The 26,408-nt window shown below is 61.7% G+C and carries 23 protein-coding genes, 1 tRNA gene and 1 riboswitch; of the genes, 10 read left to right on the top strand and 14 right to left on the bottom strand.

The features are described from left to right. Window positions 1-203: 203 nt before the first annotated feature. The 13 genes from CR105_RS12020 to CR105_RS11965 form a co-directional block, all read right to left on the bottom strand. Window positions 204-2,372, bottom strand: a complete 2,169-nt coding sequence (locus tag CR105_RS12020) for a peptidase domain-containing ABC transporter (RefSeq protein ID WP_099788696.1) — start codon at window positions 2,370-2,372, stop codon at window positions 204-206. Window positions 2,373-2,425: 53 nt separating this feature from the next. Continuing rightward, window positions 2,426-2,788, bottom strand: coding sequence for a beta-barrel domain-containing protein (locus CR105_RS28855; protein ID WP_229413906.1), 363 nt, complete (start codon window positions 2,786-2,788; stop codon window positions 2,426-2,428). A 1,216-nt stretch (window positions 2,789-4,004) separates the two neighbouring features. Continuing rightward, window positions 4,005-5,246, bottom strand: a complete 1,242-nt coding sequence (locus CR105_RS12010; protein WP_180288172.1) for a rhomboid family intramembrane serine protease — start codon at window positions 5,244-5,246, stop codon at window positions 4,005-4,007. An 8-nt stretch (window positions 5,247-5,254) separates the two neighbouring features. After that, window positions 5,255-5,515: a hypothetical protein gene (locus tag CR105_RS28310; RefSeq protein ID WP_180288171.1), complete on the bottom strand. Its 261-nt coding sequence runs from the start codon at window positions 5,513-5,515 to the stop codon at window positions 5,255-5,257. Between the two features lie 966 nt (window positions 5,516-6,481). Then, window positions 6,482-6,557: transfer RNA gene (locus CR105_RS12005), tRNA-Lys, on the bottom strand. Between the two features lie 73 nt (window positions 6,558-6,630). Next, the gene (gene ybgF, locus CR105_RS12000; RefSeq protein WP_099788890.1) at window positions 6,631-7,389 is read right to left on the bottom strand and encodes a tol-pal system protein YbgF; all 759 of its coding nucleotides are present in this window, start codon (window positions 7,387-7,389) and stop codon (window positions 6,631-6,633) included. Between the two features lie 85 nt (window positions 7,390-7,474). After that, window positions 7,475-7,999, bottom strand: a complete 525-nt coding sequence (gene pal / locus CR105_RS11995; RefSeq protein ID WP_099788694.1) for a peptidoglycan-associated lipoprotein Pal — start codon at window positions 7,997-7,999, stop codon at window positions 7,475-7,477. A 29-nt stretch (window positions 8,000-8,028) separates the two neighbouring features. Further along, window positions 8,029-9,285, bottom strand: a complete 1,257-nt coding sequence (tolB, locus tag CR105_RS11990; protein ID WP_099788693.1) for a Tol-Pal system beta propeller repeat protein TolB — start codon at window positions 9,283-9,285, stop codon at window positions 8,029-8,031. A gap of 37 nt (window positions 9,286-9,322) precedes the next feature. Further along, window positions 9,323-10,291, bottom strand: a complete 969-nt coding sequence (gene tolA, locus CR105_RS11985; protein ID WP_099788692.1) for a cell envelope integrity protein TolA — start codon at window positions 10,289-10,291, stop codon at window positions 9,323-9,325. A gap of 12 nt (window positions 10,292-10,303) precedes the next feature. Beyond that, window positions 10,304-10,738, bottom strand: coding sequence for an ExbD/TolR family protein (locus CR105_RS11980; RefSeq protein ID WP_099788691.1), 435 nt, complete (start codon window positions 10,736-10,738; stop codon window positions 10,304-10,306). A 19-nt stretch (window positions 10,739-10,757) separates the two neighbouring features. Next, on the bottom strand, window positions 10,758-11,441 hold the full coding sequence (gene tolQ, locus CR105_RS11975) for a protein TolQ (RefSeq protein WP_099788690.1): 684 nt from the start codon (window positions 11,439-11,441) through the stop codon (window positions 10,758-10,760). Between the two features lie 36 nt (window positions 11,442-11,477). After that, the gene (ybgC, locus tag CR105_RS11970) at window positions 11,478-11,879 is read right to left on the bottom strand and encodes a tol-pal system-associated acyl-CoA thioesterase (protein WP_099788889.1); all 402 of its coding nucleotides are present in this window, start codon (window positions 11,877-11,879) and stop codon (window positions 11,478-11,480) included. A gap of 239 nt (window positions 11,880-12,118) precedes the next feature. Further along, complete coding sequence (locus tag CR105_RS11965) at window positions 12,119-12,865, bottom strand: SDR family NAD(P)-dependent oxidoreductase (RefSeq protein WP_099788689.1); 747 nt, start codon at window positions 12,863-12,865, stop codon at window positions 12,119-12,121. A 149-nt stretch (window positions 12,866-13,014) separates the two neighbouring features. Next, window positions 13,015-13,124: riboswitch (ZMP/ZTP riboswitch) on the top strand. 104 nt (window positions 13,125-13,228) lie between these two features. Here CR105_RS11965 and glyA point away from each other — a divergent pair. The 9 genes from glyA (at window position 13,229) to CR105_RS11920 (ending at window position 22,127) form a co-directional block, all read left to right on the top strand. After that, window positions 13,229-14,476 (top strand): serine hydroxymethyltransferase, encoded by a 1,248-nt coding sequence (glyA, locus tag CR105_RS11960; protein ID WP_099788688.1) that lies wholly within the window; start codon window positions 13,229-13,231, stop codon window positions 14,474-14,476. Window positions 14,477-14,546: 70 nt separating this feature from the next. Beyond that, on the top strand, window positions 14,547-15,014 hold the full coding sequence (nrdR, locus tag CR105_RS11955) for a transcriptional regulator NrdR (protein WP_099788687.1): 468 nt from the start codon (window positions 14,547-14,549) through the stop codon (window positions 15,012-15,014). 170 nt (window positions 15,015-15,184) lie between these two features. Beyond that, the gene (pilV, locus tag CR105_RS11950) at window positions 15,185-15,790 is read left to right on the top strand and encodes a type IV pilus modification protein PilV (RefSeq protein WP_370660681.1); all 606 of its coding nucleotides are present in this window, start codon (window positions 15,185-15,187) and stop codon (window positions 15,788-15,790) included. Next, complete coding sequence (locus CR105_RS11945) at window positions 15,787-16,722, top strand: PilW family protein (protein WP_099788686.1); 936 nt, start codon at window positions 15,787-15,789, stop codon at window positions 16,720-16,722. The genes pilV and CR105_RS11945 overlap by 4 nt, the downstream gene beginning before the upstream one ends. Then, on the top strand, window positions 16,719-19,364 hold the full coding sequence (locus tag CR105_RS11940; protein WP_099788685.1) for a PilC/PilY family type IV pilus protein: 2,646 nt from the start codon (window positions 16,719-16,721) through the stop codon (window positions 19,362-19,364). Before CR105_RS11945 ends, CR105_RS11940 begins: the two co-directional genes overlap by 4 nt. A 9-nt stretch (window positions 19,365-19,373) precedes the next feature. After that, window positions 19,374-19,823: a type IV pilin protein gene (locus CR105_RS11935; RefSeq protein ID WP_099788684.1), complete on the top strand. Its 450-nt coding sequence runs from the start codon at window positions 19,374-19,376 to the stop codon at window positions 19,821-19,823. Next, window positions 19,820-20,374: a GspH/FimT family pseudopilin gene (locus CR105_RS11930; protein WP_099788683.1), complete on the top strand. Its 555-nt coding sequence runs from the start codon at window positions 19,820-19,822 to the stop codon at window positions 20,372-20,374. Before CR105_RS11935 ends, CR105_RS11930 begins: the two co-directional genes overlap by 4 nt. A 49-nt stretch (window positions 20,375-20,423) precedes the next feature. Continuing rightward, a complete protein-coding gene (gene ribD, locus CR105_RS11925; protein WP_180288183.1) occupies window positions 20,424-21,494 on the top strand; it encodes a bifunctional diaminohydroxyphosphoribosylaminopyrimidine deaminase/5-amino-6-(5-phosphoribosylamino)uracil reductase RibD in 1,071 nt (356 codons plus the stop codon). 12 nt (window positions 21,495-21,506) lie between these two features. Then, window positions 21,507-22,127, top strand: coding sequence for a riboflavin synthase (locus tag CR105_RS11920; protein WP_099788681.1), 621 nt, complete (start codon window positions 21,507-21,509; stop codon window positions 22,125-22,127). 93 nt (window positions 22,128-22,220) lie between these two features. Here CR105_RS11920 and CR105_RS11915 read toward each other — a convergent pair whose 3' ends face one another. Further along, complete coding sequence (locus CR105_RS11915; RefSeq protein ID WP_099788680.1) at window positions 22,221-25,043, bottom strand: M16 family metallopeptidase; 2,823 nt, start codon at window positions 25,041-25,043, stop codon at window positions 22,221-22,223. A 231-nt stretch (window positions 25,044-25,274) separates the two neighbouring features. Here CR105_RS11915 and ribBA point away from each other — a divergent pair, with 231 nt between their 5' ends. After that, entirely contained in the window at window positions 25,275-26,387 is a 1,113-nt protein-coding gene (ribBA, locus tag CR105_RS11910) for a bifunctional 3,4-dihydroxy-2-butanone-4-phosphate synthase/GTP cyclohydrolase II (RefSeq protein WP_099788679.1), read from the top strand. Window positions 26,388-26,408 lie beyond the last annotated feature (21 nt).

Here is a 26,408-nt window from a genome sequence, read left to right as displayed (position 1 = left end):
TAGATTACGGCTTGTCGGCATGGTGCTTCTTTGATGAGGGGGTGGCGCGCAAGGAATAATAAAAATTCGTTTCCGCCACGTTTACGTGTTGGTCTCCGGCAGTCGGGATGCTGGTGTGCGCTCCCAAATGCCAGTGAATGACGGACAAGCGGGGATCGACCCGAGCGGAACACGCGTCCGCGTAAAATTCTTTGATGCGTTTTTCACGCCTCTTCGACCAGCGCTTTGTCGTTTAGGCCGGGAGGAGTTATGAGCGGCGACATTGAAACGTCTTGTACTACTTTACCACCTAAAATCATTATCGCACGATCTGCACTAACGATAGTCTCAGGACGGTGCGCAATGATTAAACGTGTAATCTTCAATGCTTTGATGGCAGAGTTAACTCGCTGCTCTTTATCGATATCGAGATGACTGGTTGCCTCATCCAATAGCAGAATGCGGGGGCGTTTGTAAAGCGCGCGAGCTAGAAGTACGCGTTGTTTTTGGCCACCCGATAAAACCGTCCCCATGTCTCCGACTAAGGTGTTGTAGCTCATCGGCATGCCGGCTATGTCGGCGGATATTGCAGCCATTTCCGCGCATTGAACGATCCAGTCCTGTTTCGCATGAGGGTCGAAAAAGCTAATGTTGTCGGCAATCGAACCGGCGAATAGTACATCGTCTTGCAGAACTGTTCCAACCATCTTGCGTAGTAAGTCCACACCCAGATGCTCGAGAGGTACACCACCTATCAAAATCTGACCCTCGGTAGGTTGGAGAATCCCGAGTAAGAGGTTCAATAAGGTAGTCTTTCCGCCGCCCGACGGTCCCGCGATTGCGACCGATTCGCCAGCTGCAACTGAAATACTGATTCCATCAAGCACGAGCGGTTCCTGGTCCGCGTAGCGATAGCGAAGACCATGTATTTCGATGGTCGGCGACAGGTCGCCGGCAGTGTACAAGTCGTGCGTGCTTGCAGAAGACTCCGTGTCCGTATGCACAATATCGGCAAGACGTTCTCCCTGCAGTTGCAACATTTTCAGTTCGAAGAACTTATCGATCAGGGCGCTAACACGGGTATTAAATTGTCCCTTATATGCCATAAATGCGATCAAAACCCCAAGAGTAAAAATTCCATCAAGGACCATTCGTGCGCCGAGCCAAATGATCAGGATGTTTTCGATGCCGAATAATAGCCCGTTGAGCACCTTGTAGAACAGATGTAGTCGCTCAGTGCGCAATTCCGCATTAATCTGCTCCACCAAAAGAGAAAGCCAGCTTGCACGCCGCTCGTCCTGACGCAGAAACAGCTTGATCGCCTTCACGCCTCGGACAGTTTCTAAAAAATGAGTCTGCTGGCGCGCTGCGAGTATAAGTTGCTCCTCCGTGGCGTGGCGTAGCGGACTGTACCATGCCCATCGGCCGGCTGCGTACAGCAACATGGCTCCTACGGCGATCTGAGCTAGGAGCGGGCTGTACAGGAACATCATACCCAGCGTGACAATTGTCATAAAACCATCGAGGATCGCCTCAATAAAGGAAGTGGTCAAGGTGTGCTGAATTTGATGAGTGGCACCGAAACGGGATACAACATCGCCTAGGTGGCGTTTTTCGAAATATTGGATGGGTAGGTGGATAAGGTGCGAGAACACATTAGCCCGCCATTGCAAGCTCAAGGTTGTACCCATATATAGCACGATCCACGCGCGCATGGCGCTAACCGCCTGCTGCAATAGCATCAACAGGCCGAACCCAATTGCCAATGTGGTCAGAAGGTTGCGATCTGCTGAAATGATGACGTGGTCAATTACCCATTGCATAAAAAATGGTGCAACCAAAGCGAACACTTCCAGTGCGAGTGCCAAGAGGATGATTTGCGAGCATGAAGCGAAAAGGCCCGTGACACGGCCCATTAAGTTGCGCAACGGGAGTCGCTGGCGTGGTGCTAGGGGTTTAAAGCCCGGGGATGGCCACGCTTCAAGCGCGACCCCAGTGAATGCTGCGGAAACTTCTTTCCGGGATAGCGTGCGAACGCCCTGGCTGGGATCGTGGATGGTGACAGTCGTAGCGCCGACTTCCTTAAGAACGACAAAATGATTGAAATTCCAGTGAAGGATGCAAGGAAGCCGTAGTTCGCGCAAATGATCGAGGTCTAGTTTAACGGGTCGGGTGCCCAGTCCAAGCTGACTAGCTGCGCGGATCACTCCGGCCAGCGTTGCCCCTTTTAGCGACACCGGAAAGCGGTGCCGCAAACTCATCAGGTCAGTGTGACAGCGGTGGTATCCCGCAACCATGGCCAGACATGCCAAGCCGCATTCAGTCGCTTCCGTTTGTAAAATAACCGGTAGTTTCGTGCCGAACCCAAAGGTCAATTTATCGAGAAACGGCATTTGGCTTCCTCTCGCTGGTGGTATTGATATTACGCATAGGGTCTGGCAGGCGCTTATAGTTTTCCCGTGAGGCTGTAGATGGGTTCGAGCACCCACTCGTAGAGTTTTCGGCGTTCCTGCAAGATATCGGCATCGACCAGCATTCCGGCCTGCAAGGGCCGTGCTGTGCCGTAGGCAACGATGGCCTGCCTGTCGAGAATCACAGTGATTCGATAAACTGGTTCGGTGTACCCGGTTGCGCCATTTGCCACGCCGGCGAGTTCGTTGGTCAATAATGCAGTCCGGGATATTGACGCGACTTTTCCTCGTGTGTGCCCAAATTTTTGATATGGGAAAGCTTGGAAGCGCAGTAGTACATTGTCCTCTGGGCGGATGAATCCGATGGCCCGGCTGGGGGCATAGAGGTGTGCTTGCATGACCGCTCCGGTTCGGAATGATGCTGATTAAGGGTTTAGACCCATCAACACTCTGACCAACCTCTGCTGTTATTGCCGTGGCTATCCCGTTTTCAGGAGTGAGGATCGCTATGCGACGCTTAGCTTCGCTTTCGGTCCACTCCTGATCGGTGTTCATAAGAAGGCGCTCAATATGCGCCAGTTGGTTATGCTGGCGCAGCGGGAGGCTGGCTAGTTCAGTCTTTTGGTTCTGCAACTCTCTCGCGACATTAAGTCGGTCACGTTCGAGCGCGCGCATGCGGTTGCGCTGGTCAAGAAGGTCGGCCTCCTTTTGCTGTGTCATCTCCGCGGAGAAATAGCCTTGGGCGAATAGCTGAGAGGCGCGTTTTACGGCCGCTTCGGCCAACTCGATGCGCGCGTGCTGACCTTGCAACTGATGGTTGACGTTCGCCTGCTCAGATTCAAGAGCGCTAATTTTATGCTGCAATGCGCTTACATCCTCTCGTTGCAGCCTACGAGTTTGACTTAGTTCCTCGCGGAGAGATTGCTCGCGTAATTTCACTTGGCGGCTGATAGTTCCCTGAATACCACCCTCCGTACTGCTCTGGCGCTCGCTCGAGACGACGAACAACAGATCACCTCGCTTGACCAATTGCCCCTCACGCACCCGCTTTTCCAATACCGAGCCCGATTGTGGAACATAGATTTTTAGTACCCCCACGTCCGGGGCGAGTTGGCCAGAGACAGTGGTGCGCTTGGTGTAGCTGCCAACCATCAAAAAAATTACGATGAACAACCCCATACCGACCGCAGCAGCAGTGAAGAATGTGAATGATATAGGCCGTATAAGCACGATACTTCCGACTCCTCTAACGCGCTGAGCGGTTAAAGCAGCCTTGCGGAAGAGTGGCGAATTATTCATCTATCAGGAGTGGGAGTCTAGCTATCGGGAAAGTACTATATTCGCTGCTGCATCCGGGCTAGCATTTGCCTTTGGTCAATAATTTGTATTGTACTGGTGATCTCTTTTAGGTATAGACGGCGACAAGAGAACAACTGACACCGTATCGATTTGGACGAATGCGCAGACATCTCGTTAGATCGCACTTGCAAAGATGCACCTTTCGCATGTGGAGCCGGCCGGCGTTCGCATCTGCGTGAAGGAGACTTCATCGCGTTATATGTGTGGACGACGGGACGGACAATTAGTGCGAATGGCGGAAGGTAAAACTGAAGATTAGAGCGCGGTGATATACAATGCTAGAAAGTATATTAAACCTCCAAGGTAGAGGCACGATGCGGTTGCCGATACGCGGAACTCTATTGGGGATACCGAGTCGAAACTGACTAAGGTACGAAAACGCGATATCAAGTATGCGTACGTAATGCCGAATACCAGTCCTCCAATATGACTAAAAATATCCACTCCTGGGATCGTAAGATCAGAGCAAAGTTGTAGAATCAGCACGAGTGATATTGCTCGGCCTGATGTTGAAACACTTCCTGGGAAGCTTCGCGGATAGCGCACGCATATCACGAAATAGGCACCAAGAAGCCCGAGTATTCCGCCTGAAGCGCCGATTACCAATGAATAACTTGAGAATGCCCAACTTAGCAAAGACCCGGTGACTGCAGAGAGGAACAGAATGTTTACCATTCGTACACGTCCTAGCATAAGCTCGATATTTCTGCTTATAATCGAAAAGGTCATGACATTTAATCCGAGGTGAATAGGATTCAAATGTAAAAAAAATGACGAAGCAAGGCGATAAAGCTCATCTAGCTTTAAAGTATCTTTTGTCAACGCCCCTTTCGTAATCGCAGAGTCGCTAATTTTATCGATTCCTGTAGTGCAGACAAGAGCATACAATGCTAGCCAGGTTAGCGAGATTATTATTATGGCGAATTGACTCTTAAGATTATTTCTAGCCGTGATTGATGCAATGCGCTGCAAATATTCATCAGTTTGATTTTTAGAAGCTAACTGAGCCACGAGTGCTGCGAAATTCTCGAAATCCTTAGCTGTCGAGAAGCCGAGTCTATCGATAAAAATCGTTGACTTGTTATAGCGTCCTATTAAAACAAAAAGATTTTTGGCGCAAGGTTTTGATTTCTCAACCGACTTTATTTCATGTAGGTAAATATGATGAGATTTGGAAAAAACCCTCGGTATGATGAGGACGTTGCCGTCCACTGATATTACCTGCGGGGTGATTTTATTTTTATGTTGTTTCGACAGGAGCAGCATTAATACAAATGCGTACACAACGCTGACGGTGAAAATAGGCAAATTTGTAGAGCGCGGCTCTGAAGTTTCAAACATTAAGTACACAGCAAATAGAGCCGTGCTTGCAACTAATGTTGAACGCAACGGTCTAGTTGTATAGTGCGAACTAAGTGGCCAAGCTGTGCTGCAAGTTGTCATTGTTTGCCCCTTCACGTTAGCTGCGTCGCGGAGAAAGTTGCCGCGCCGCAGCATGTCGTATGTTACTTCCTTCTGAGTAAGGCGTATCCTGCGTACAGAGACAAACCAGCCATTGCTACGACTGCGACGGGCGCCGCGGCGAAAGCGGCGCCTACACCTATAGCCCCCCATCCGGTTCCGAAAGCCCCGGCCGCGATTCCCGCCATCAGCGCGCCTGCACCGCCGGCGTCAGTCACGTTTAATGCCGCGCCGCTGACGCAATTTACTTCATCAACGGACAGTTCTTGAATACCAGAATCAATATTTTCGATAGAGTGTTTCATTGAGGTAACCCTTCAAAAAGTTGGAACGCTAAAGTTTATAATTGAGGCAATTACGTAAATTCTCCTGAGAAAAGGCCGTCAGGTAATCAGTTGAAGTAGATTCTTCTGTGCAACACTGATTTCCTGAGTATAAGTTTTATTTTTTTTTGCGTTGGGCAAGATGAAGCGAAGCTGTGTTGCGTCAAGCTCATGCGTGGTCAGTGGTCGTGTGTTGATTCGGCTTAAACTATTACGTTGATCCGCATGGAATCAGTGATCATTGCAAGAATCGGGCCGATGTTATCGGCTTTAAATACCGTGGTTAATGGTCGAATGCTTAAGTGCACCTACAAGAACCGACCGTGGTTGCATAAAGTGACAACCGGAAGCGAATTTCATCCGAAGCTGTTGGTAAGCTAGATCGGATTGAACTGACGCTCTGATGAAAAGGCAAGCCAGTCATCGGTTGACGGATAGCCCGAGATACGGCCTTTTCGGGTCTAAACAGTACGAAGCGAAGGGAGCTCGTAGATTCAGTGGGGGGCGGCAGCGTCCAAAGCGCCTTTTAGATTCCAAAGGGTCGCAGTTCAGCATGTGGACGGCTTTGTGGCCAATTTAAACTCCCGTCTCACAGGCTCAGCGAGCTGGCGAACTGACGTGCTGATGGGGCATATGGCAACCACCGTAGCGCAGTGTTCCCTTCTGGATAGGTCCTGCGGCACGCGAACGACAAATGTGGCCGGTGCTCTGCGTGAGGCGTCATCGAGAACTGACGCTGGCACTACGCACGCCTCAACTTCAGGGGCTCGGCCGAGGTTTTGTTAACCGAACAGACGCCTGCATAGACGGCGAAACTTGCTTAGGTCAATAGTGCCTCAACATACCGCACAATTACGGCCTAAGAGGAGCTAAGATCAGGCCCCCCGCAAACAAAAAAAGGAATTACGATTTCTCGTAATTCCTTCAATTTTGCTTACTGCGCATTCGTGGTAGGCCGTGCGGGATTCGAACCTGCGACCAACGGATTAAAAGTCCGCTGCTCTACCAGCTGAGCTAACGACCCGAAAGAAGCAAGATTATAGGGGGCGCCAGCGTTCCTGTCAAATGCCCAAGGCCATATTTTTTTGCAATTTGCCTTACTTCAGCGTTGCCAGGCGGTCTTTCGCGGCGGCCGCGGCCGACGAGTCAGGGTACTTCAGCACCAGCTGCTGCAAGGCCTTCCTGGCGTTCTTCTTGTCCTTCAGCTCGGTGTAGCTGCTGGCAATGTTGAGGATCGCGTCAGGCGCCGTGGCACTGTCCTTGTACGTGCTTGCAACGACTTCCTGCGCCGTGATCGCGCTCTTGTAATCGCGCTGCGCGTAGAACGCGTTGCCGAGGTAGTACTGCGCGTTCGGCGAGTAGCTCGAATCGGGATAGCGGCGCACGAACGCCGACAGCGCATTGGCGGCCGTCTTGTAGTCGCCCGACTTGAAGATCGCCATCGCCGCTTGATACGACTTCAGTTCGCTGGCGTCGACTTCTTCCTGCTTGCCGTCGATGTTCACCTGGCGCGGCTCGAGTTTGGCGATGCGCGAATCGAGGTCGGCGTAGAAATCCTTCTGCCGTTTTTGCGAGTTGGAGATTTCGTTGGCCAGCACTTCGAGCTGGCCGCGCAGGCGCGCGATCTCCTGCATCGTCTGTTCGTGCTGATTGACCAGCTCGAGCGAGGCGCTCTTGTCGGACTTGGTGTCGATGCGCGCGTTCATGTCGCGCGACAGGTTCTCGACCTTCACGCGCAGGTCGAGGATCGCCTTGCGCGCTTCGTCGTCGTCGAGCAGGCCGGCACTGGCATGCAGCGGAATCCAGGCGGCCAGCGCCAGGCATGCGGCTGCAATGCGGAATTTGGTATTTTTCATGGTCGTGACTTTCTGAAAAAAGCGGGGCGGATGCAGTCTGTACCGCATGCCGCCCCGTTGTCAATCGGCCGTATCAGGCAATCGATTAATAGACGATATCGGCGCGGCGGTTCTCAGCCCAGGCCGCTTCGTTGGCGCCTACAGCTTTCGGCTTTTCTTCGCCCAGCGAGACCGCTTCCATCTGCGTCTCGGCTACGCCCATCGTGCTCATTGCCTTGCGCACCGCTTCAGCACGCTTCTGGCCCAGCGCCAGGTTGTACTCGGTGCCGCCGCGCTCGTCGGTATTGCCCTGGATCAGGACCTTGCGCGCCTTGTTCTTGGTCAGGTAACCGGAGTGGTTCTCGACCGTCTGGCGGGCATCGTCACGCACGACGAAGCTGTCGTAGTCGAAGTAGATGCTGCGCTTGGCCAGCACGCCTTTTGGATCGTTCAGCGGATCGGCGGAGCCGGTCTCGACTGGACGGATGTCGCGGCTGTCGGCCACTGGCTGTGCGGCGCGCTCTGGCGTGCGCTCGACAACCGGGGCGTCGTTCAATTTAACGGGCGAGCTGCAAGCGGACAGCAAGGCTGCGCTCGAAACTATGAAGGCCAAACTCTTAAAGTTGCGCATGTTATTTTCTCCTGGTCAGTGTTAAAAACTTACTTCATGAATGGGCCCCAGCTGGGCGCCCTGATATTTCCTGCATTCGTCGTCAGGCGCTGCTTGACGCGCCCGTCCACCGACACTACGGCCAGGCCGCTGCGACCGGCCGTCGCGTACATGATGTATTTGCCGTTCGGTGAAAAACTCGGTTCGGTGGCGCCAACTGCCAGGCGCTGTTCCTGGCCGCTGGCCAGGTCCATCGCGTACAGCGAGTAGGCGCCGTCGCGCTGCGAGATCCACGCCAGCGTCTTGCCGTCCGACGAGATGCGCGGGCTGACGTTGTAGCTGCCGTTGAAGGTGACGCGGGTGGCGTTGCCGCCGCTGGCGCTCATCTTGTAGATCTGCGGGCCGCCGCTGCGGTCGCTGAGAAAATAGATGCTCTGGCCATCGGCCGAAAACTGCGGCTCGGTGTCGATGCCGTTGCTGTTCGACAGCCGGCGCAGGCCGCTGCCGTCGGCATTCACGCCGTAAATCTGCGAGTGGCCGTCCTTCGACAAGGTCACCGCCAGGCGCGCGCCGTCCGGCGACCAGGCCGGCGCCGAGTTGCTGCCTTTTTGGTTCGAGATGACCTTGCGCTCGCCGGTGACCAGGTTCTGCACATAGACAACTGGCTTGCGCTGCTCGAACGACACGTAGGCGACCTTGCCGCCGTCGGGCGACCAGGCCGGCGAAATGATCGGCTCCTTGCCGCGCGCGGCGACCTGCATGCCTTCGCCGTCGGCGTCGGCCACTTCGAGGCGGTAGTCACTGTTGCTCACTTTGTTGACGTAAGCGATGCGGGTCGAGAAGGCGCCGCGCGTGCCGGTCAGCTTCTCGTAGATGTCGTCGGCGATGCGGTGCCCCTGCAGGCGAGCGTACTTGGCCGTGACGGTGTTCGACAGCGCCGACAGCTGCGACGACTTGATCGTGTCGAGCAGCTTGTAGCGCACTTCGAAGCGGCCGTCGGCGGCGCGCACGACGCTGCCGACGACGAGCGCATCGGCGCCGCGCGACTTCCACTGGGCGAAGTCGATCGCCGACGTGTCCGACAGCGCGGTGCCGGCGTCTATTACCTTGAACACGCCGCTGCGCTCGAGGTCGGCCTTGATGACGGCCGACATCTGCGCCGGCGCCACGCCTTCATCGGCAAACGCGGCAATCGCGATCGGGATCTGGGTGCTCGAGACACCCTGGATTTCAACGCGCACCTGCGCCTGCGCGGCGCCGGCGATCAGGCTAAGTCCAAACAAAAAGAGGGGGATTTTTTTCTTCATGGGTCGATTCGGTCCAGGTTGATGGAAACGGGCGCTATCATTTCAAGTCCTTCATCGCGAAAGCAATCTCAAGCGTGCGCAACACGGTACCATTTTTATTCTTTGGCAGTGGCGACGATTTGAGAATGCCTTTCTCTACCGCATCATCGAAGGCGGGGATGCCGCTGCTCTTGGTCAGCCGCACGGAGATAATCTCGCCGCTCGGCAACTGCTCAATCTTGAAGACCACTTCCGGCTTGCCGGGCACTGCGGTGCTGCCGGCGTACGACGTGCTGCTCTTGATCTTGCTGTTAATGGCTGCCAGGTAGCTGGTGTCGACGCGCGACGCGGTCGACTTCGCCGCTTCGCCGCTGGTGCCCGCGCCGGCCATCATGCGGCTCAGTTCGGCGGCGCGACGTTTCTCGGACGCTGCTTCCTCTTTCGCCTTGGCCATTTTTTCGGCCTTCAGCTTTTCGGCCAGCTTCTTTTCTTCCAGCTTCTTGGCCAGCTCTTGTTCTTTCTGCTCGGCTTTCTTGTCGGCCAGCTCTTGTTCCTTCTTGTCGGCCAGTTCCTGTGCCTTCTTGTCGGCCAGTTGCTTCGCCTTCATTTCCTTGGCCAGCTTCTGCTCTTCCAGCTTTTTCTCTTCTTCCAGTTCCTTGCGCTTTTCGGCCTTGCGCTTCTCGCGTTCGAGGGCGATGTCGGGCGCTTTCGGCGCGACCGGCTCTTCCACCTTCGGCGGCGGCTGCTGCACCACCTTCGGCACCGGCACCGGCACCGGCTGCGGCACCGGCACCGGCGCCGGCTCGATCACTTCCGGCGGCGGCGGTGGCGGCGGCGCCGCGCTTTGCGTCTTCATGTCCCATACTTCGGCCTCGACCTGCACCGGCGTGGTGTTCTGCCAGCTCACGCCGATGTACAGGAACGCGAGCAAACCGGCATGCACCGCCGCGGCCAGCACGATCGACGGCCAGCGGCTCGGTTCGGGCGGCACGTGGTAGGGGGCGCCGTTTGCAGTTGCGCTAGTCATTGTGTTCGGCCATTACTTGGTTGCCAGTCCGACCCGGTTGATGCCCATCTTCTTCGCTTCCGAGATCAGCTGGACGACGTCGTCGTACTTGCTTTCCTTGTCGCCGGCGATCAGCACCGGGTACTCCGGGTTTTCCGCGTGCAAGGTGCGCAGGCTGCGCAGCAGGGCGGTGCGGTTCGGCATGTCCTGCGGCGCGCTGCGGTTCTTGCCGTTGATGCCGATCGACAGCGACGTGTCCGGCTTGAGCACCACGTGGATGTAATCGTCCGGCGGCAACGCCGACTTTTCCGCGCTCGGCAGGTTGATCACGCTCGGGCTGTTGGCCGGCGGAACCACCATGAAGATGATCAGCAGCACCAGCATCACGTCGATGTACGGCACGACGTTGATCTCGGACTTGAATTTTCGGCCGCGGCCACCGCGCAAGCTGCTGGAAAAGGATGCCATCTGGTTCTCCGTTCAGTGCTTAGCGCGACTGGCGCTGCAAGATGTTCGAGAATTCTTCGACGAAGCTCTCGAAGCGGATCGCCAGGCGGTCGATGTCGTGGGTGAAGCGGTTGTACGCCACCACCGCCGGGATCGCGGCGAACAGGCCGATCGCGGTGGCGATCAGCGCTTCGGCGATGCCGGGCGCCACTGCCGCCAGGGTTGCCTGCTGCACGTTGGCCAAGCCGCGGAACGCATTCATGATGCCCCACACGGTGCCGAGCAGGCCGACGTACGGCGACACCGAGCCGACCGAGGCGAGGAAATTCAGGTGGATGTCGAGGCCGTCGAGCTCGCGCTGGAAGGCGGCGCGCATGGCGCGGCGCGCGCTGTCGAGCACGGCGCCCATGTCGAGCGCGTCCTTGGCGACCTGCTTGCCCTTGATGAATTCGCCCATGCCGGCTTCGAAGATGCGGGCCAGCGCGCCGCTCTGGTCGCGCTGGCTGCTGGCGCTCTGGTGCAGGGTGTGCAGGTTGCCGCCGGCCCAGAAGCTGCGCTCGAACTGTTCGGTCTGGCGGCGCGCGGCGCGGATCGCGAACATCTTGCGGAAGATATAGGTCCAGCTGGTCAGCGAGACGATCAGCAACAGCGCCATGATGAGCTGAACGATCAGGTGGGCGTTGCCGATCAGGGCCAGGAAGGAAAGATCTTGAGCTGCATTCATCGAGTGGTCGCTATGCTTTGAATAGGTGGGTGAGTGTCAGGCGGCACGCATTTTATCAGCGACCGCGTCGGGCAGGGGCCGCGGCTTGACGGCGCGGTCGACGCAGCCGACCTTGACGCGCGCGCTGGCCAGCAGCGCGTCACCGCGCGTTGCCTGCTGCACGAACAGAATCGACGCCCGGCCGAGCTTTTCGATCCCCAGTGTCAATGTTATAACATCATCGAGTTTCGCCGGCGCATGATAGTCGATGGTCGCCGACTTGACGACGAACATCGCGTCGTGCTGCGCGGCCAGTTCGTGCTGATCGACGCCGATTGCGCGCAGCCACTCGGTCCGCGCGCGCTCGAAAAACTTCAGGTAGTTGGCGTAGTACACAATGCCGCCGGCGTCGGTATCCTCGTAGTACACGCGGACGGTCCAGGTGAAAACAGAGGGCATTTCAATAGGCATTTAGTGAACTTGAGAAACATTTTACGGCATTTTGCGTTTCGAATGTACTGCAGCGTACATATGCCGGCCTGAGCGGGAAGGCGTCCGTAGTAGACGTTAGCGGGGGATGCGAGGCCAAGCGCCGTAACAATTGCTAACAATTAGCGGCACAACGATACATGCCGCCACCATTACCCCCACCTCCAAACCAAAAACCGTGCCGAGGTCTGTGGTCCGAATCGGATGTCCTAGACGCGCTTGATGGCGAACGGGCCGAAGCCCTGGCACGTCGGCATCATCTCGATACTGTTTACATTGATATGCGGCGGCAGCGTCGCGATCCAGTATGCCGTCTGCGCGATATCCTTGGCCGTCAACGGCACCGTGCCTTCGTACACCTTGGCTGCGGCCGCATCGTCGCCCTTGAAGCGCACGTTGGAAAACTCGGTGCCGCCGCACAGCCCCGGCGCCAGGTTGGTCGCGCGCACGCCCGTGCCCACCAGGTCGGCGCGCAGGTTCAGGGTGAACTGGTCGACGAACGCCTTGGTTGCGCCGTACACGTTGCCACCCGGGTAAGGATAGGCGCCGGCGACCGAACCGAGGTTGATGATCAGCCCGCTACCGCGCGCGACCATGGCCGGCAGCAGCGCGCGCGTCATCGTCACCAGGCCGGTGCAGTTGGTCGCGATCATGGTTTCCCAGTCGGCCAGCGGCGCCTCGTGGGCCGGCTGGGTGCCCAGCGCCAGTCCGGCATTGTTGATCAGCACGTCGACCTGGCGCCACGATTGCGGCAGCAGCGACAGCGCCTCGTTGATCGACGCCTTGTCCGTCACGTCCATCACCAGCGGCAGCGCCAGCTCGCCCAGTTCCGCGGCGAGTGCGTCGAGCCGGTCTTGGCGGCGCCCGCTGATGACCACCTGGTGGCCGTGGCCGACGAACGTGCGCGCCATCTCGGCGCCGAAGCCGGCCGAAGCGCCGGTAATGAATACGATCATGATGGAATTTCCGTGTGAGGAGGAAAGGAGGGGAGTTGGCATAAATTGTAGCTGAAACGGAAGCTTTTGCCCGTGTCTGCCTCGAATTGCCCCTTGAATGGCTGTTTCCTTGCCCAAACCGGGGCTTTAACTTACAATTTGTCCTCCATTACGTCTCACGTAACTGGCGAAAAGCCGCGGCCTGTCAGGCCAGTCGGCGAAAGGTGGGCTTCCACCGGGGAACGTGAGATTTCATTAGCCGTTCGCCTGGGCAGCCACCGATGGAAGTCGCGCGATGAGGCTGCCTGTTCGGTTCTCCGGTCTCCCTCATTTCGATCCATACTGCCAGGTGCTCCGCACCGATATTCGATTGGAGTTTTTTTCATGTTTGCAAAAGATCACACGCTCGCCAAGGTTGACCCGGACCTGTTCGCCGCCATCCAGAAGGAAAACCAGCGCCAGCAAGACCACATCGAACTGATTGCGTCCGAAAACTACACCTCGCCAGCTGTAATGGAAGCGCAAGGCTCGCAGCTGACCAACAAGTACGCCGAAGGCTATCCGGGCAAGCGCTACTACGGCGGCTGCGAATTCGTCGACATCGCCGAGCAGTTGGCGATCGACCGCGTCAAGCAGCTGTTCGGCGCGGAAGCGGCCAACGTGCAGCCGAACTCCGGCTCGCAGGCCAACCAGGGCGTGTTCTTCGCCATGCTCAAACCTGGCGACACCATCATGGGCATGTCGCTGGCCGAAGGCGGCCACCTGACCCACGGCATGGCGCTGAACATGTCGGGCAAGTGGTTCAACGTCGTCTCCTACGGCCTGACGCCGGAAGAAGACATCGACTACGAGGCGATGGAGCGCCTGGCGCGCGAACACAAGCCGAAGCTGATCATCGCCGGCGCCTCGGCGTTCTCGCTGAAGATCGACTTCGAGCGCTTCTCGAAAATCGCCAAGGAAATCGGCGCCTACTTCATGGTCGACATGGCGCACTACGCCGGCCTGATCGCCGCCGGCCTGTACCCGAACCCGGTGCCGCACGCCGACTTCGTCACCTCGACCACGCACAAGTCGCTGCGCGGCCCGCGCGGCGGCATCATCCTGATGAAGGCCGAATTCGAAAAGCAGATCAACTCGGCGATCTTCCCCGGCATCCAGGGCGGCCCGCTGATGCACGTCATCGCCGGCAAGGCAGTCGCCTTCAAGGAAGCGCTCGAACCTGCATTCGTCGAGTACCAGACCCAGGTCGTCAAGAACGCCGACGCGCTGGCCAAGGCGCTCATCGCGCGCGGCCTGCGCATCGTCTCGGGCCGCACCGAGTCGCACGTCATGCTGGTCGACCTGCGTTCGAAAAACCTGACCGGCAAGGAAGCCGAAGCGATCCTCGGCCGCGCCCACATGACGTGCAATAAGAACGGCATCCCGAACGATCCGCAAAAACCGTTCGTCACGTCCGGCATCCGCCTCGGCAGCCCTGCGTTCACCACGCGCGGCTTCAAGGAAGACGACGCGACCACGGTCGGCAACCTGATCGCCGACGTGCTCGATAACCCGAACGACGAAGCGACGATCGAACGCGTCAAGGTCGAAGTCAAGAAGCTGACCGACAAGTATCCGGTCTACGCCGCCTGAGTAGTTTGCAGCACCCCGCGGGCCGCCTGATGGTGGTCCGCGCCGATCAAGCAGCGCACGCAGGGCCACCATGAAATGTCCGTTCTGCCAGCATGACGAAACCCAGGTCCTCGATACGCGCGTGTCCGAGGAGGGCGACGCCGTGCGGCGCCGGCGCCGCTGCGCGCAGTGCGACAAACGCTTTACCACCTACGAGCGCATCGAGCTGTCGATGCCGATCATCGTCAAGAAGAACGGCAGCCGCACCGAGTTCGCGCCGGCCAAGCTGCGCGGCAGTTTCATGCTGGCGCTGCGCAAGCGCCCGGTGTCGGCCGAGGCGATCGACACCGCCGTGGCCACCATCGAGGAAAAGCTGCTCACCAGCGGACGCCGCGAAGTCGACAGCGGCTACGTCGGCGAACTGGTGATGCAGGAGCTCAAACGCCTCGACAAGATCGCCTACATCCGCTTCGCCTCCGTCTACAAGAACTTCGAGGACCTGGCCGAATTCCAAGAAGCGATCGCCGAAGTCGGACAAGCGCCCAAACCGCGCAAATAGCGCCGTCGTTTTTCACCTTCCCTGCACGATTGAGCCACCTCACGGCTGGCTTCAACACGCCTGATAACTTGGTACTCAAGCGATCCAGGTCACTACGCAGCATGCAGGCTCTGCAGTAAAAAACTGCCGGCCGCGCACGCGCCTGCAAGAGCGCAGCTTACGGAGGTGGAGTGGTGCGATTGGCTTTGCGGGCGCGTTATCATCTTCTTCTTCGTCCTTGTCGCCTGGCTTCCAGCAGCGGCTACTCGCTCCTTGAAGTGCTGGTGGCGGTCTTCGTGCTCGCCGTCGGCATTCTCGGCGCCGCCGCCACCCAGCTCGCGGCGCAGCGCACCCGCCACCAATCGAGCCTGATGTCGAACGGCGTGCAGCTGGCCAGCAGCCTGGCCGACAGCATGCGTGCCAATGCCGCTGCCGGCGCGCCTTTGCTGGACCTCGATTACGACGCCGCCGCCGACGGACCGCCCGCGCCAACTGGCCCGCACTGCCTGCCTGGCGACGCCTGCAGCGGCGCGCAAATGGCCGCCGCCGAACTCTTTCGCCTCAAGCTCGCCGTCCACGCCGGCTTTCCTGGCGGGCGCGTGGTGGTATGCCGCGACAGCGACGTGTGGGATCCGGCCCGCGGCGCGCTGCGCTGGGCCTGTGGCGGCGATGCGACCGCGCCGTTTGTCGTCAAGCTCGGATGGCGCGGCAAGGAGGGCAACGGCAGCGATGCGCATGACGGCGCCGGTGAATTCGCGCCCAGCGTGGCCATCGCGTGGCCGGGAGCTGCCAAATGATCGCGCGGCGGCGCCAGCGCGGCGCCACCCTGGCCGAACTAATGGTCGCCTGCGCCGTCGGCATGCTCGCTATGCTGCTGGCCGGCGGCCTGCTGGTGTCGGCCAATGCCGCCTACCTGGTGCAGGTCGACGCCGCGGGGCTGGACGACAATGGCCGCTACGCGCTCGAAGTCGTCACGCGCGCGGCGCGCCAGGCGGCGTTCGTCAACTGGGAGCGCGACCAGGCCGGCGCCGACCAGGCCACGGCGCCGCCGTACATCCGCGGCATCGACGCCCGCTCGCTCAGCCGCGCGGCCGAAGGCATCGACTCGCCGCTTGCCGACGCCGTCAACGGCAGCGACGTGCTGGCGGTGCGCTTCAGCGGCGCCGCCGACGGCAGCGTGGTCAGCTGCGCCGGCTTTGCCGTCGGCGAGGACGACGACGGCTGGAGCATCTTCTACGTCGGCCGCAACGCCGGCGGCGAGGCGGAGCTGCGCTGCAAATACCGCGGCAAGACCCGCTGGGGCGCGGACGCGATCATCGGCGGCGTCGATACCTTCCAGGTGCTGTACGGCGTCGATACCGATTCGCCGCCCGATGGCGTGGCCAACGAGTTTGCCAGCGCGTCCGTCGTCGACGAGCGCGACGCCGCGCTGGTGCTGGCGGCGGCCGACCCGGCGGCGCGCGAACGCGAACTGCGCCGGCGCACGCATTGGAAGCGCGTCACCGCCGTGCGGGTGGCGCTGGTGCTGCATGGCGCGCGGGCCCGGCCCGGCGGCGAGCCGATCGTGTTCGACCTGTTCGGCCGCGCATATTCCGACGGCTTCGGCGTCGCCGACCGCGGCGTGCAGCTGGCCGAAGACCGGCTGCCCGACGAGCTGCGCGACCGCGAGCGGCGCCTGTTCGCCGCCGCCGTCCTGCTGCGCAATGCGCCGGCCGAGGTGGCGCGATGAGGCGCGCTGGGCGCGCCGGCGGCGCTGCGTTGATGACGGCGCTGTTCGTGCTGGTGGCGATCACGATCGTCGGCCTGGCGGCGGCGCACACCGCGCTCAATGCCGAGAAATCGGCGCGCAGTGAACGCGACCGCCACATCGCCTTCCAGGCAGCGGAGGCCGGCCTTGCCGACGCCGAGCGCGACATCGAAGGCGGCGCCAATCCGGTGTCTGCGCGCGCCGCGCTGTTCGCCGGCGGCAGCGCGCTGGGCTTTGCCGACGGCTGCGGGCGAGGGCAGGACAACCTCGGATTATGCGCGTACGCGCAGGCTGCGCCGGCCTGGCACATGGTGAACCTGTCCGGCGCAACCGATGCCGCCGTCCCGTATGGACAATTCACCGGCGCCGCGCTGCCCACTGGCGGCGGCGCGCTGCCGGGCAGGGCGCCGCGCTATGTCATCGAACTGATGCCGCTGGGGCGCGCCGGCGAGGGCGCCGGCCAGCTGACTGCCAACGTCTATCGCGTCACCGCGATCGGATTCGGCGTTCGTCCCAGCACGCACGTGGTGCTGCAGTCGTTCTACCGCAAGGTGGTGGCGACAGGCCCGTCCGCGGCGCAGGGGTTGAGACGCCCCGCGGACGCGCTGCCCGGCCAGCGAGACGTAGCCGGCGCGACCGCTACTCCTAGTCGGGCAGGCAGGATAAGCCCGACAGCGTGCATGCGCGCCGCGGCCACGCCGCTTCAGCCAGGGCAACGCCCCGGCCGCTCCGCGGTCGCCGTGCGCGGCAATGGATCTGGCGTGCTGCTCGAATCAAGCTTCGACGATGTAACCTGGACCGGCCAACTGACTTCGCGCGGGTTGGCCGTTGGTGCGGACGGCACGGTCTCGATCGACGGCACACCGCTGTGGGAGGCGGGCGCCGTGCTGACGGGAAGTCCCACGCCGCGGCCATCCCCGCAAGAGCGCAAGATCTACACGCTGCTGCGCAACGCGGACGAATCAACCGCCAGCGTCCCATTCGAATGGGACGCTTTGGCCAACGAAGAACGTGGCTGGCTCGATGCCGGCGGGCTTGGCGCAGACCGGGTGGCGTTCCTGCGCGGAGAGCGGGGGCGCGAGATCGGCCAGCCGGACGGCGTATTCCGCCGCCGCGCCGGCGTCCTCGGCGACACCATTCACAGCACGCCGCTCTTCGTCGGCGCGCCATCGCCTGCGGTGGCGGGACCGGGCTACGATGCCTTTCATGCGCGCTACAGGCGCCGCGTCGAGGCGGTCTACCTCGGCGCCAACGACGGCATGCTGCATGCGTTCGATGCCCGCGACGGCGCCGAACTGTTCGCCTACATCCCCAACGCGCTGCTGCCCGTGCTCGGCCAGCTGAGCGACCCGGGCTACCGTCACCGCCCCTACGTCGACGCCAGCGCAGGCCAGGCCGAGGCACTGCTGGGCGATCGCTGGCGCTCGGTGTTGGTGTCGGGCATGGGCATGGGCGCGCGCGGCGTGTTCGCGCTCGATGTCAGCGACCCTGCCGCGTTCGAGGGCGGCGAGCGCGCCTTGTGGGAGTTCACCGAGCGCGACGACCCTGCCATCGGCCACGTCGGCCTCGCGCCGCTGATCGCCAGGATCAAGGTCGGCATCAAGGAATCGGCGCCGCAGTACCGCTATTTTGCGGTGGTCGCGAGCGGCGCCGAGGCCGGACCGGATGGCGCGCTGTTCCTGCTGGCGCTGGACAAACCGGCCACCGAGCGCTGGCAGCGCGACATCAACTACTACAAGCTCGATGTGATCCCGGCCGTCCCCGGCCTGGCAAACGCGCTCGGCCAGCCAGGGCTGGTGCGGGCCAGCGATGGCAGCGTGCGTTATGCCTACGCCGGCGACTCGCACGGCACGATGTGGCGCTTCGACCTGAGCAAGCTGCCGTTTTCCATCGGGCCGCTGTTCGAGGCGCGCGACGACGAAGGCCGGCGCCAGCCGATCAGCCATGCGCCGCAGGCGGTGTTTGCGCCTGGCGGCGGCTACCTGATCCTGTTCGGCACCGGCAGCCAGGACGGGCAGACGGCCAATTTCGCCGTGCAGTCGTTCTACGCGGTGAAGGACAGCGCGGCCAGTCCGCCGGAAATGGTGAACGGGCGCAGCGAACTGGTGCGCCGCACGCTGTCGGGCGATGAGACCTACACCATCGACGGCGATGAATTCGACTACACCGGGCCGCGCGCCAGGAAGGGATGGTATTTCGACTTTCCCTATTCGTCGACCGATGGCGAGCGGCTCGGCGCCAGCCCTGTTGTGGCGGGCCGCACAGTCCTTGTCAGCACGGTCATTCCAGGCGCCGATCCTTGCGCCGGCCCGTCGACCCGTACCTACATGCTCGATACGCTGTATGGATTCGCATTCGACAGCAGCGGCGCGGCGCTTGGCGGCAATTCAACAGGGAAGAAGAGGAAAGGCCCGCTTCCGGTCATTCTGCAACTGAGCGCCATCAGCGCCGCGCCCACGCCAACTGGCGCCGCGCGCGTGACCCGCAAGCTTGGCGTCGTTCACCTGCAGGCCGACGGCGGTGCGCCTGAGGTAGAGCAAGTCGACATCGGCGTGCCGGCTGGCCGCGTCAGTTGGCGCGAAGTGGCCAACTGGCAGGAACTGCACGAAGCCGCCACCAAGTAAAGGAAAGTGATGAAGCCCGAGCGCGGATTTACGCTGGTCGAGGTGCTGGTCGTGCTGGCGATCGTGGTGATACTCGCCGCCATCGCCTATCCGAGCTACGCCGGCTTCGTCACCAAGACGCGCCGGCTGGAAGGGCAGATCGCGCTGATCGAGACGATCCAGCAGCAGGAGCGCTTCTACACGCGCGCCAACACCTACATCGGCTTTTCGTCCGAGTCGAGCGACGCGCAGGAAAAGCGCTTCAAGTGGTATTCCGGCGGCGCCGCGGCCGGCAGCGCGTACGAACTGAGTGCGCGCGCCTGCCCTGGCCGCGAGCTGTCGCAGTGCGTCGAGGTGCTGGCCACGCCAGGCACCGCCAAGGTCGACGCCAATTTCCGCGACGCCGACTGCGAAACGCTCACGCTCAACAGCGCCGGTGAACGCAGCGCCAGCGGACCGTCCGGCCGCTGCTGGCCATGAGCACCCGGCGCCGGCGCGGCTTCACGCTGGTGGAACTGGCGGTCGTGCTGGCGATTGCGGCGGTGACGATGAGCGTCGCGCTGCCCGACCTGCGCCAGATGATCCGGTCGCAACAGCTGAAGGCGGCGGTCGGCGACCTGTTCGGCGCCATCGACCTGGCCCGCACGCAGGCGATCGCGCGCGGGCGCAAGGTGATGCTCGTGCCTGCCGACAGCGCGGCCGTTGACTGGAGCGGCGGCTGGGTGGTGTTCGTCGACGCGGATGGCGACCGCCGGCCCGGCGGCGCCGAGGAGGTCATCATGCGGCACGAGCCGCTGGCGCCGGGTATCGCCGTCGACGGCGCATTTTCGAGCCAACAGGGCGCGGCCTATCTTGCTTATAATAGTATGGGTCGCAGCTGTTCCGATACCAGCAGCCTGGCGGCGCGCTGGGGCACGCTGTCGCTGGCGATGGGCCAGCAGCGCCGGCGCATCAAGATCAACATGCTGGGCCGCGCGCGCATCTGCGATCCGGCGCGCGACGGCGCCAGCTGCGGCGGCGACGATCCCTGATTCACCAACCGACAAGACGACCGTGCAAATACTGAACGACACCGATGGCATGACGCTGGCGCTGGAATGGGCCGCCCGCGGCATGTTCATCACCGCGCCCAATCCGCGCATCGGCTGCGTGATCGTGCAGGGCGGCGCGGTGATCGGCGCCGGCCACACGCAGCCGGCCGGCCAGGCGCACGCCGAGATCGAGGCGCTGCGCGACGCCGCCGCGCGCGGCAACGACGTGCGCGGCGCCACCGCCTACGTCACGCTCGAGCCGTGCAACCACCATGGCCGCACGCCGCCGTGTTCGGACGCGCTGGTGCGCGCCGGCCTTGGCCGGGTGGTGGCGGCGATGGAAGACCCGAATCCGCTGGTGGCCGGGCAGGGGCTGGCCAGGCTGAAGGCGGCCGGCATCGCGGTCGCCTCCGGCGTGCTGGCCGAGCAGGCCTACGAAATGAACATCGGCTTCTTCTCGCGCATGCGGCGCGGCCTGCCGTGGGTGCGCCTGAAGGCGGCGGCCAGCCTTGACGGCATGACGGCGCTGCACAGCGGCGAAAGCCAGTGGATTACCGGGCCCGAAGCGCGCGCCGACGGCCACGCCTGGCGCGCGCGCGCCTGCGCCATCCTGACCGGCATCGGCACCGTCAAGGCCGACGATCCGCAACTGACCGTGCGCGGCATCGACACGCCGCGCCAGCCGCGCCGCGTGATCGTCGACAGCAACCTCGACATCGCGCTCGACGCGCGCGTGCTGGCTGGCGCCGCCAGCTGGATCGTCGCGGCCAGCGCCAATCCGGCGAAGGAAGCGGCCCTGCGCGCAGCCGGCCATGAAGTCATCATGCTGCCCAACGACGCCGGCAAGGTCGACCTGCCGGCGCTGATGCGCGAACTGGGACGGCGCGAGATCAACGAGGTGCACGTCGAAGCCGGCGCCAAGCTGAACGGTTCGCTGATCCGCGAGGGCTGCGTCGACGAGCTGCTGGTGTACCTGGCGCCCAGCCTGATCGGCGACGCGCAAGGCATGTTCGCTATCGGGCCGCTGCAGTCGCTGGAGCTGCGTCAGCGGCTCAAATTCCACGAGGTCAAGCAGGTTGGAGAAGACTTGCGTATCCTTGCAAGAATCCCCCATATTTAGGAAGTACGCCGCATGTTTACTGGAATTGTCGCCGCCGTAGGAAAAATCAGTTCGGTCCAACCGCTCGCTGGCGGCCTCGAAGCGGGCGTGCGCCTGGACATCGACGCCGGCCCGCTGTCGCTGGACGACGTCGCGCTGGGCGACTCGATCGCCATCAACGGCGCCTGCATGACCGTGGTCGAAAAGACGGCGTCCGCATTCAGCGTCGACGTCTCGCGCGAGAGCCTCAACTGCACCGCAGGGCTCGATGCCATCGGCGAAGTCAATCTCGAAAAGGCGCTGACCCTGGCCGAGCGCCTCGGCGGCCACCTGGTGTCGGGCCACGTCGATGGACTGGGCATCGTGCACCGGTTCGAGGCGGTCGGCGAATCGTGGGAGCTGGTCATCGATGCGCCGCGCGAGCTGGCCAAGTTCCTGGCATTTAAAGGGTCGGTGGTGGTCAATGGCGTGTCGCTGACGGTGAACCGGGTCCAGGATATCGACGGCGGCGTGTGCCGCTTCTCGATCAACCTGATCCCGCACACGATTTCGGTCACGACGCTCAAGCACCTGCGCGCCGGCAGCCGGGTCAATCTCGAGATCGACCTGATTGCGCGCTACGTCGAGCGGATGCTGTCGGTGCAAAAGGCATAGTCAAACGGTTCGCTGGAAGCAAAAACGCCGCGTCATGTTCGCGGCGTTTTCTTTGGTGCTCCTGGCACATCATCGTCCAGCAGTCGCGCGTCCCTATTTCTTTTCGGGGTACAGCACCAGCTGCACGTAGTTGTTCAGGTCGAAGTAGCGCCTGGCCGCTTCCTTCAGGTCGTTCGCCGACACCGCCGCCAGCCGCTGTTCGTACGTCAAAATCGAATCCGGCTCATAGTCCTGCAGCGCCGTCAGCTTCAGGTACGACAGCCAGTAGCCGTTCTCGCGAATCGAGCGGCGGTGCGTCTGCAGCAGGTTCTGCTTGACCTTGTCGAGGTCGGCCGCGGCCGGCCCCTGTTCCTTCATCTGCGCGATCTCGGCAAAGGTCGCGGCGATCACCTTGTCGACGTTGGCCGGCCCGGTCGGCAGCGACACGCCGATCGAATAGCTGCCGTACGGGATCTTGCTGACGGTGCCGCCCATGCCGCCGCCGTAGATCAGCGTGAGCTTCTCGCGCAGGATATCGGTGATGCGGATGTTCATCACGTCCATCAGCACGCGAAGGCGCAGCGCTTCTTCGCGCGAGTACACGGCGTCGCCGTGGAAGGTGAGCGAGACATGGCTCTTCGCTTCCGAGCCGGCGTACACCTCTTTCTTGACCACGCCGGTCACCGGGCGCACGCCGACGTCCTTGTAGCCGATGGGCAGATCGGTGGTCGGCAGGCTGGCCAGGTAGGTGGCGATCAGCGGCCGGATCCTGGCTTTGTCGAAGCTGCCGACCACGATGAAGGTCATGCCCTTGGCGCTGCTGAAGCGTTCCTTGAAAATGGCGATGCTGCGATCGAGGCTCAGCTTCGAAAAGTCGTCCGGCCGCGGCGGCCGCGCGATCCACGGATTGTTGTTGTACAGGGTCGAGATCAGGGTGTCCTGGAACACCGCCTCCGGCTGAGCCATGACGTTGCGCGCGCTCTCCACCTGCTTGCCCAGGAAGGACTTGTACAAGTCCTCGTCGCGCCGCACGGTGGTGAACTTCAGGTACAGCATCTGCAGCATGGTCTCGACGTCGGCCGTGCCTGAGCTGGCCAGGATATTGTCGGCGTATTGGCCGAGGCCGACGCTGACCGAGGCGGCTTTGCCGGCCAGGACCTTGCGCATCTCCTGCAAGGACATGTCGGCCAGGCCCATCGTTGTGACGACCGCGCTGGCGTAGCGCGCGTTGAGGATGTCGGCTTCGGCAAACAGGGTCTGGCCGCCGAAGCGGTCGGCGCTCAGGATCACCTGGTCGTTATTGAAGTCGGTCGGTTTGAGGATGACCTTGACGCCGTTCGACAGCGTCAGCGTGGTCAGGCCAAGCGCCTTGTCCTCGACTTCGCCGACGATGCTGCCGGCGGTCGGCAGCTTTGCCATCAACGAATCGGCGACCGGCTTTTCTTCGCGCGCGGCGACCTTGACCCTGGCGGCGGCGCCGGTCCAGGCCAGCAGCTGCGGGCCGGTCGGCGCCGGCGTTTCGGCCTTGTCCGAGCCGGAGTACGCCACCAGCATCGAGGTGTCGACCGGGATCGTCTTGCGCGCGAAGCGGTTAACTTCATCGACGCTAATGCCGGGCACGAGCTCTTGCACGTAGCGGTATTCGTTCTCGATGCCGGCGATCGATTCCTGCTGCAGGAAGTTGCGGATGTATTCGGCGGCGTAGACGCGCGAGTTGGTTTTATCGCGCTCGCTGTGGGCGCGTTCCATGGTGCGCATCAGGTTTTTCTTGACGCGTTCGAGTTCCTGCGCGCTGAAGCCGAACTGGCGCGCGCGCTGGTTTTCCTGCACCAGCGCGTCGATCGCCGGCGCCGCGCCGCCCTTGCCGAGCGCCGCGTTCAGCTCATACGCTTCGTAGCGCGGGGTGATGCGCGACAGCGAACTGCTGGCGGCCATGAACGGCGGCTCGGCCTGCTGCGCCATTTCCTGCAGCCGCTGGCTCATCATCGAGGCGAACAGCGACTGGATCAGCTTTTCGCGGTAGTCGGCAAAAGTATCGCGGTCGCGCGCTTCCTGGACCGGATAGCGGATCGTGACGGTGTTTCCCGATGCCTCCTTGTCGGTGACGACCACCGCCTCGGTGTTCGACAGGGTCGGGATGCGCACCGGCTGGCGCGCGCGCGGGCGCGGCGGATTTTTCAGGCCTGAAAAGTGCGCCTTGACCAGCTTCTCGGCGGCGGCCGGCTCGATGTCGCCGACCACCACCACCGCCATCAGGTTGGGGCGATACCAGTCGCGGTAGAAGCGGCGCACGGCGTCGTGCTTGAAGTTTTTCAGTACCGCTTCCTGGCCGATCGGCAGGCGCTGCGCGTAGCGCGAGCCGTTGAAGAACTTCGGCAGCAGCACCTTGCTCATGCGGTCGTCGGCGCCTTTGCCGAGGCGCGCCTCTTCGAGCACGATGCCGCGCTCCTTGTCGATGTCGTCCGGGTTCAGGGTCATGCCCTGGGCCCAGTCCTGCAGCACCAGGAAGCCCTTGCGCACGTTCTCGCTGCTGTCGGTCGGGATGGGCAGGATGTAGACCGTCTCGTCGAAGCTGGTGTACGCATTCAGGTCGGCGCCGAACTTGACGCCGATCGACTGCAAGTACGAGATCAGTTCGTGCTTCTTGAAGTTGGTCGAGCCGTTGAAGGCCATGTGCTCGAGGAAGTGGGCGAGGCCCTGCTGGTCGTCGTCTTCGAGCACCGAGCCGGCCTTGATCACCAGGCGCAGTTCGAGCTTCTTTTCGGGCTTGCCGTTTTTCTGGATGTAGTAAGTGAGCCCGTTGGGCAGCTTCCCCACCTTCACTTGCGGGCCGACCGGGATCGGGTCGGACAGCCGGATGGCGGCCAGCGCCGCGGAAGCGTGCAGCAGCAGGGAAGCTGCCAGACATACGGTGGTGAGGAGATTTTTCTTGGTCATCGGGACGAGTAGAATAGGAGTGGCCGCAAGAAGGCGCGCGATGGCGCATTGTACGGGCGAACGGCCGGGTTCCGAATGGTCGAGATGATTAGTCTATCAGCAATGTTTCCGGGCGGCCCGACGAATTTCGCTGCCGATGAGTTGAACTGCGGCAGCGTTTAGCCGGTGGGATGCCGCCAAATCCTTTAAAATAGCGGATTGCGCAACTCGCCCGTCCCAGAGGAATCCCATATGTCTATCTCCAGCACCCAGGAAATCGTTGCCGAACTGCGCGCAGGCCGGATGGTCATCCTGGTCGACGAGGAAGACCGCGAGAACGAGGGCGACCTGGTGCTGGCCGCCGATTTCGTCACGCCCGAGGCCATCAATTTCATGGCCAAGCATGCGCGCGGCCTGATCTGCCTGACGCTCACCGAAGAGCGCTGCGACCAGCTCGACATCGGCATGATGACGTCGCGTAACGGCACCTCGTTTGGCACCAATTTCACCGTTTCGATCGAGGCCGCCGAAGGCGTCACCACCGGCATCTCGGCCGCCGACCGCGCCAAGACGGTGCAGGTGGCCGTCGCCAAGGGCGCCAAGCCGTCCGACATCGTGCAGCCCGGCCATATCTTTCCGCTCAAGGCCGTCAAGGGCGGCGTGCTGATGCGCGCCGGCCACACTGAAGCCGGCTGCGACCTGACCGAGATGGCCGGCCTGACGCCGGCGTCGGTGATCTGCGAGATCATGAACGACGACGGCACCATGGCGCGCCTGCCGGACCTGCTCGAGTTTGCCAGGGAACACAAGCTGAAGATCGGCACCATTGCCGACCTGATCCATTACCGCGGGCAGAACGAGTGCCTGGTCGAACGCGTGGCCGAGCGCCAGGTCAACACCGAGTTTGGCGAATTCCGCCTGGTCGCTTTCCGCGACACGCCGAGCGGCTCGGCGCACTTGGCGATGGTGCATGGCGAACTGGCGCCGAACCTGGAGTCGCTGGTGCGCGTGCACCAGCCGGTCTCGATCCTCGACTTGCTGGAAAGCCGCGCCACGACGCACTCGTGGACGATGGCGTCGGCGATGCAGGCGATCAAGCAGTCCGAACGCGGCGTGATGGTGTTGCTCAATTGCGGCGAATCGGCCGACCAGCTGTTTGCCCACTTTGCCGCGCTCGACACGCCGGCGCTCAAGCCGGCCGGCCGCGCCGCCAGCATGGACTTGCGCACCTACGGCATCGGCGCCCAGATCCTGAAGGACCTTGGCGTGGGCAAGATGCAACTGCTGGCCAGCCCGCGCAAGATGCCGTCGATGACAGGTTTCGACCTCGAAGTGACCGGATATCTCGCCAAGCCGGGCGCCTGAAGCGTACCATTGACGCATTCA

Source organism: Massilia eurypsychrophila, from assembly GCF_002760655.1.
In the GTDB taxonomy this organism is placed as follows: domain Bacteria; phylum Pseudomonadota; class Gammaproteobacteria; order Burkholderiales; family Burkholderiaceae_D; genus JAFCUW01.
Note: the sequence above shows the minus strand (reverse complement) of the source record. Positions and strands in the feature narration are given on the sequence as shown.

Excerpts from the sequence above, each read along its gene's own strand:
- CR105_RS12020 (WP_099788696.1), bottom strand. The coding sequence starts at position 2,372 with ATGCCGTTTCTCGATAAATTGACCTTTGGGTTCGGCACGAAACTACCG.
- CR105_RS28855 (WP_229413906.1), bottom strand. The coding sequence starts at position 2,788 with ATGCAAGCACACCTCTATGCCCCCAGCCGGGCCATCGGATTCATCCGC.
- CR105_RS12010 (WP_180288172.1), bottom strand. The coding sequence starts at position 5,246 with ATGCTGCGGCGCGGCAACTTTCTCCGCGACGCAGCTAACGTGAAGGGG.
- CR105_RS28310 (WP_180288171.1), bottom strand. The coding sequence starts at position 5,515 with ATGAAACACTCTATCGAAAATATTGATTCTGGTATTCAAGAACTGTCC.
- ybgF (WP_099788890.1), bottom strand. The coding sequence starts at position 7,389 with ATGAAAAATACCAAATTCCGCATTGCAGCCGCATGCCTGGCGCTGGCC.
- pal (WP_099788694.1), bottom strand. The coding sequence starts at position 7,999 with ATGCGCAACTTTAAGAGTTTGGCCTTCATAGTTTCGAGCGCAGCCTTG.
- tolB (WP_099788693.1), bottom strand. The coding sequence starts at position 9,285 with ATGAAGAAAAAAATCCCCCTCTTTTTGTTTGGACTTAGCCTGATCGCC.
- tolA (WP_099788692.1), bottom strand. The coding sequence starts at position 10,291 with ATGACTAGCGCAACTGCAAACGGCGCCCCCTACCACGTGCCGCCCGAA.
- CR105_RS11980 (WP_099788691.1), bottom strand. The coding sequence starts at position 10,738 with ATGGCATCCTTTTCCAGCAGCTTGCGCGGTGGCCGCGGCCGAAAATTC.
- tolQ (WP_099788690.1), bottom strand. The coding sequence starts at position 11,441 with ATGAATGCAGCTCAAGATCTTTCCTTCCTGGCCCTGATCGGCAACGCC.
- ybgC (WP_099788889.1), bottom strand. The coding sequence starts at position 11,879 with ATGCCCTCTGTTTTCACCTGGACCGTCCGCGTGTACTACGAGGATACC.
- CR105_RS11965 (WP_099788689.1), bottom strand. The coding sequence starts at position 12,865 with ATGATCGTATTCATTACCGGCGCTTCGGCCGGCTTCGGCGCCGAGATG.
- glyA (WP_099788688.1), top strand. The coding sequence starts at position 13,229 with ATGTTTGCAAAAGATCACACGCTCGCCAAGGTTGACCCGGACCTGTTC.
- nrdR (WP_099788687.1), top strand. The coding sequence starts at position 14,547 with ATGAAATGTCCGTTCTGCCAGCATGACGAAACCCAGGTCCTCGATACG.
- CR105_RS11945 (WP_099788686.1), top strand. The coding sequence starts at position 15,787 with ATGATCGCGCGGCGGCGCCAGCGCGGCGCCACCCTGGCCGAACTAATG.
- CR105_RS11940 (WP_099788685.1), top strand. The coding sequence starts at position 16,719 with ATGAGGCGCGCTGGGCGCGCCGGCGGCGCTGCGTTGATGACGGCGCTG.
- CR105_RS11935 (WP_099788684.1), top strand. The coding sequence starts at position 19,374 with ATGAAGCCCGAGCGCGGATTTACGCTGGTCGAGGTGCTGGTCGTGCTG.
- CR105_RS11930 (WP_099788683.1), top strand. The coding sequence starts at position 19,820 with ATGAGCACCCGGCGCCGGCGCGGCTTCACGCTGGTGGAACTGGCGGTC.
- ribD (WP_180288183.1), top strand. The coding sequence starts at position 20,424 with ATGACGCTGGCGCTGGAATGGGCCGCCCGCGGCATGTTCATCACCGCG.
- CR105_RS11920 (WP_099788681.1), top strand. The coding sequence starts at position 21,507 with ATGTTTACTGGAATTGTCGCCGCCGTAGGAAAAATCAGTTCGGTCCAA.
- CR105_RS11915 (WP_099788680.1), bottom strand. The coding sequence starts at position 25,043 with ATGACCAAGAAAAATCTCCTCACCACCGTATGTCTGGCAGCTTCCCTG.
- ribBA (WP_099788679.1), top strand. The coding sequence starts at position 25,275 with ATGTCTATCTCCAGCACCCAGGAAATCGTTGCCGAACTGCGCGCAGGC.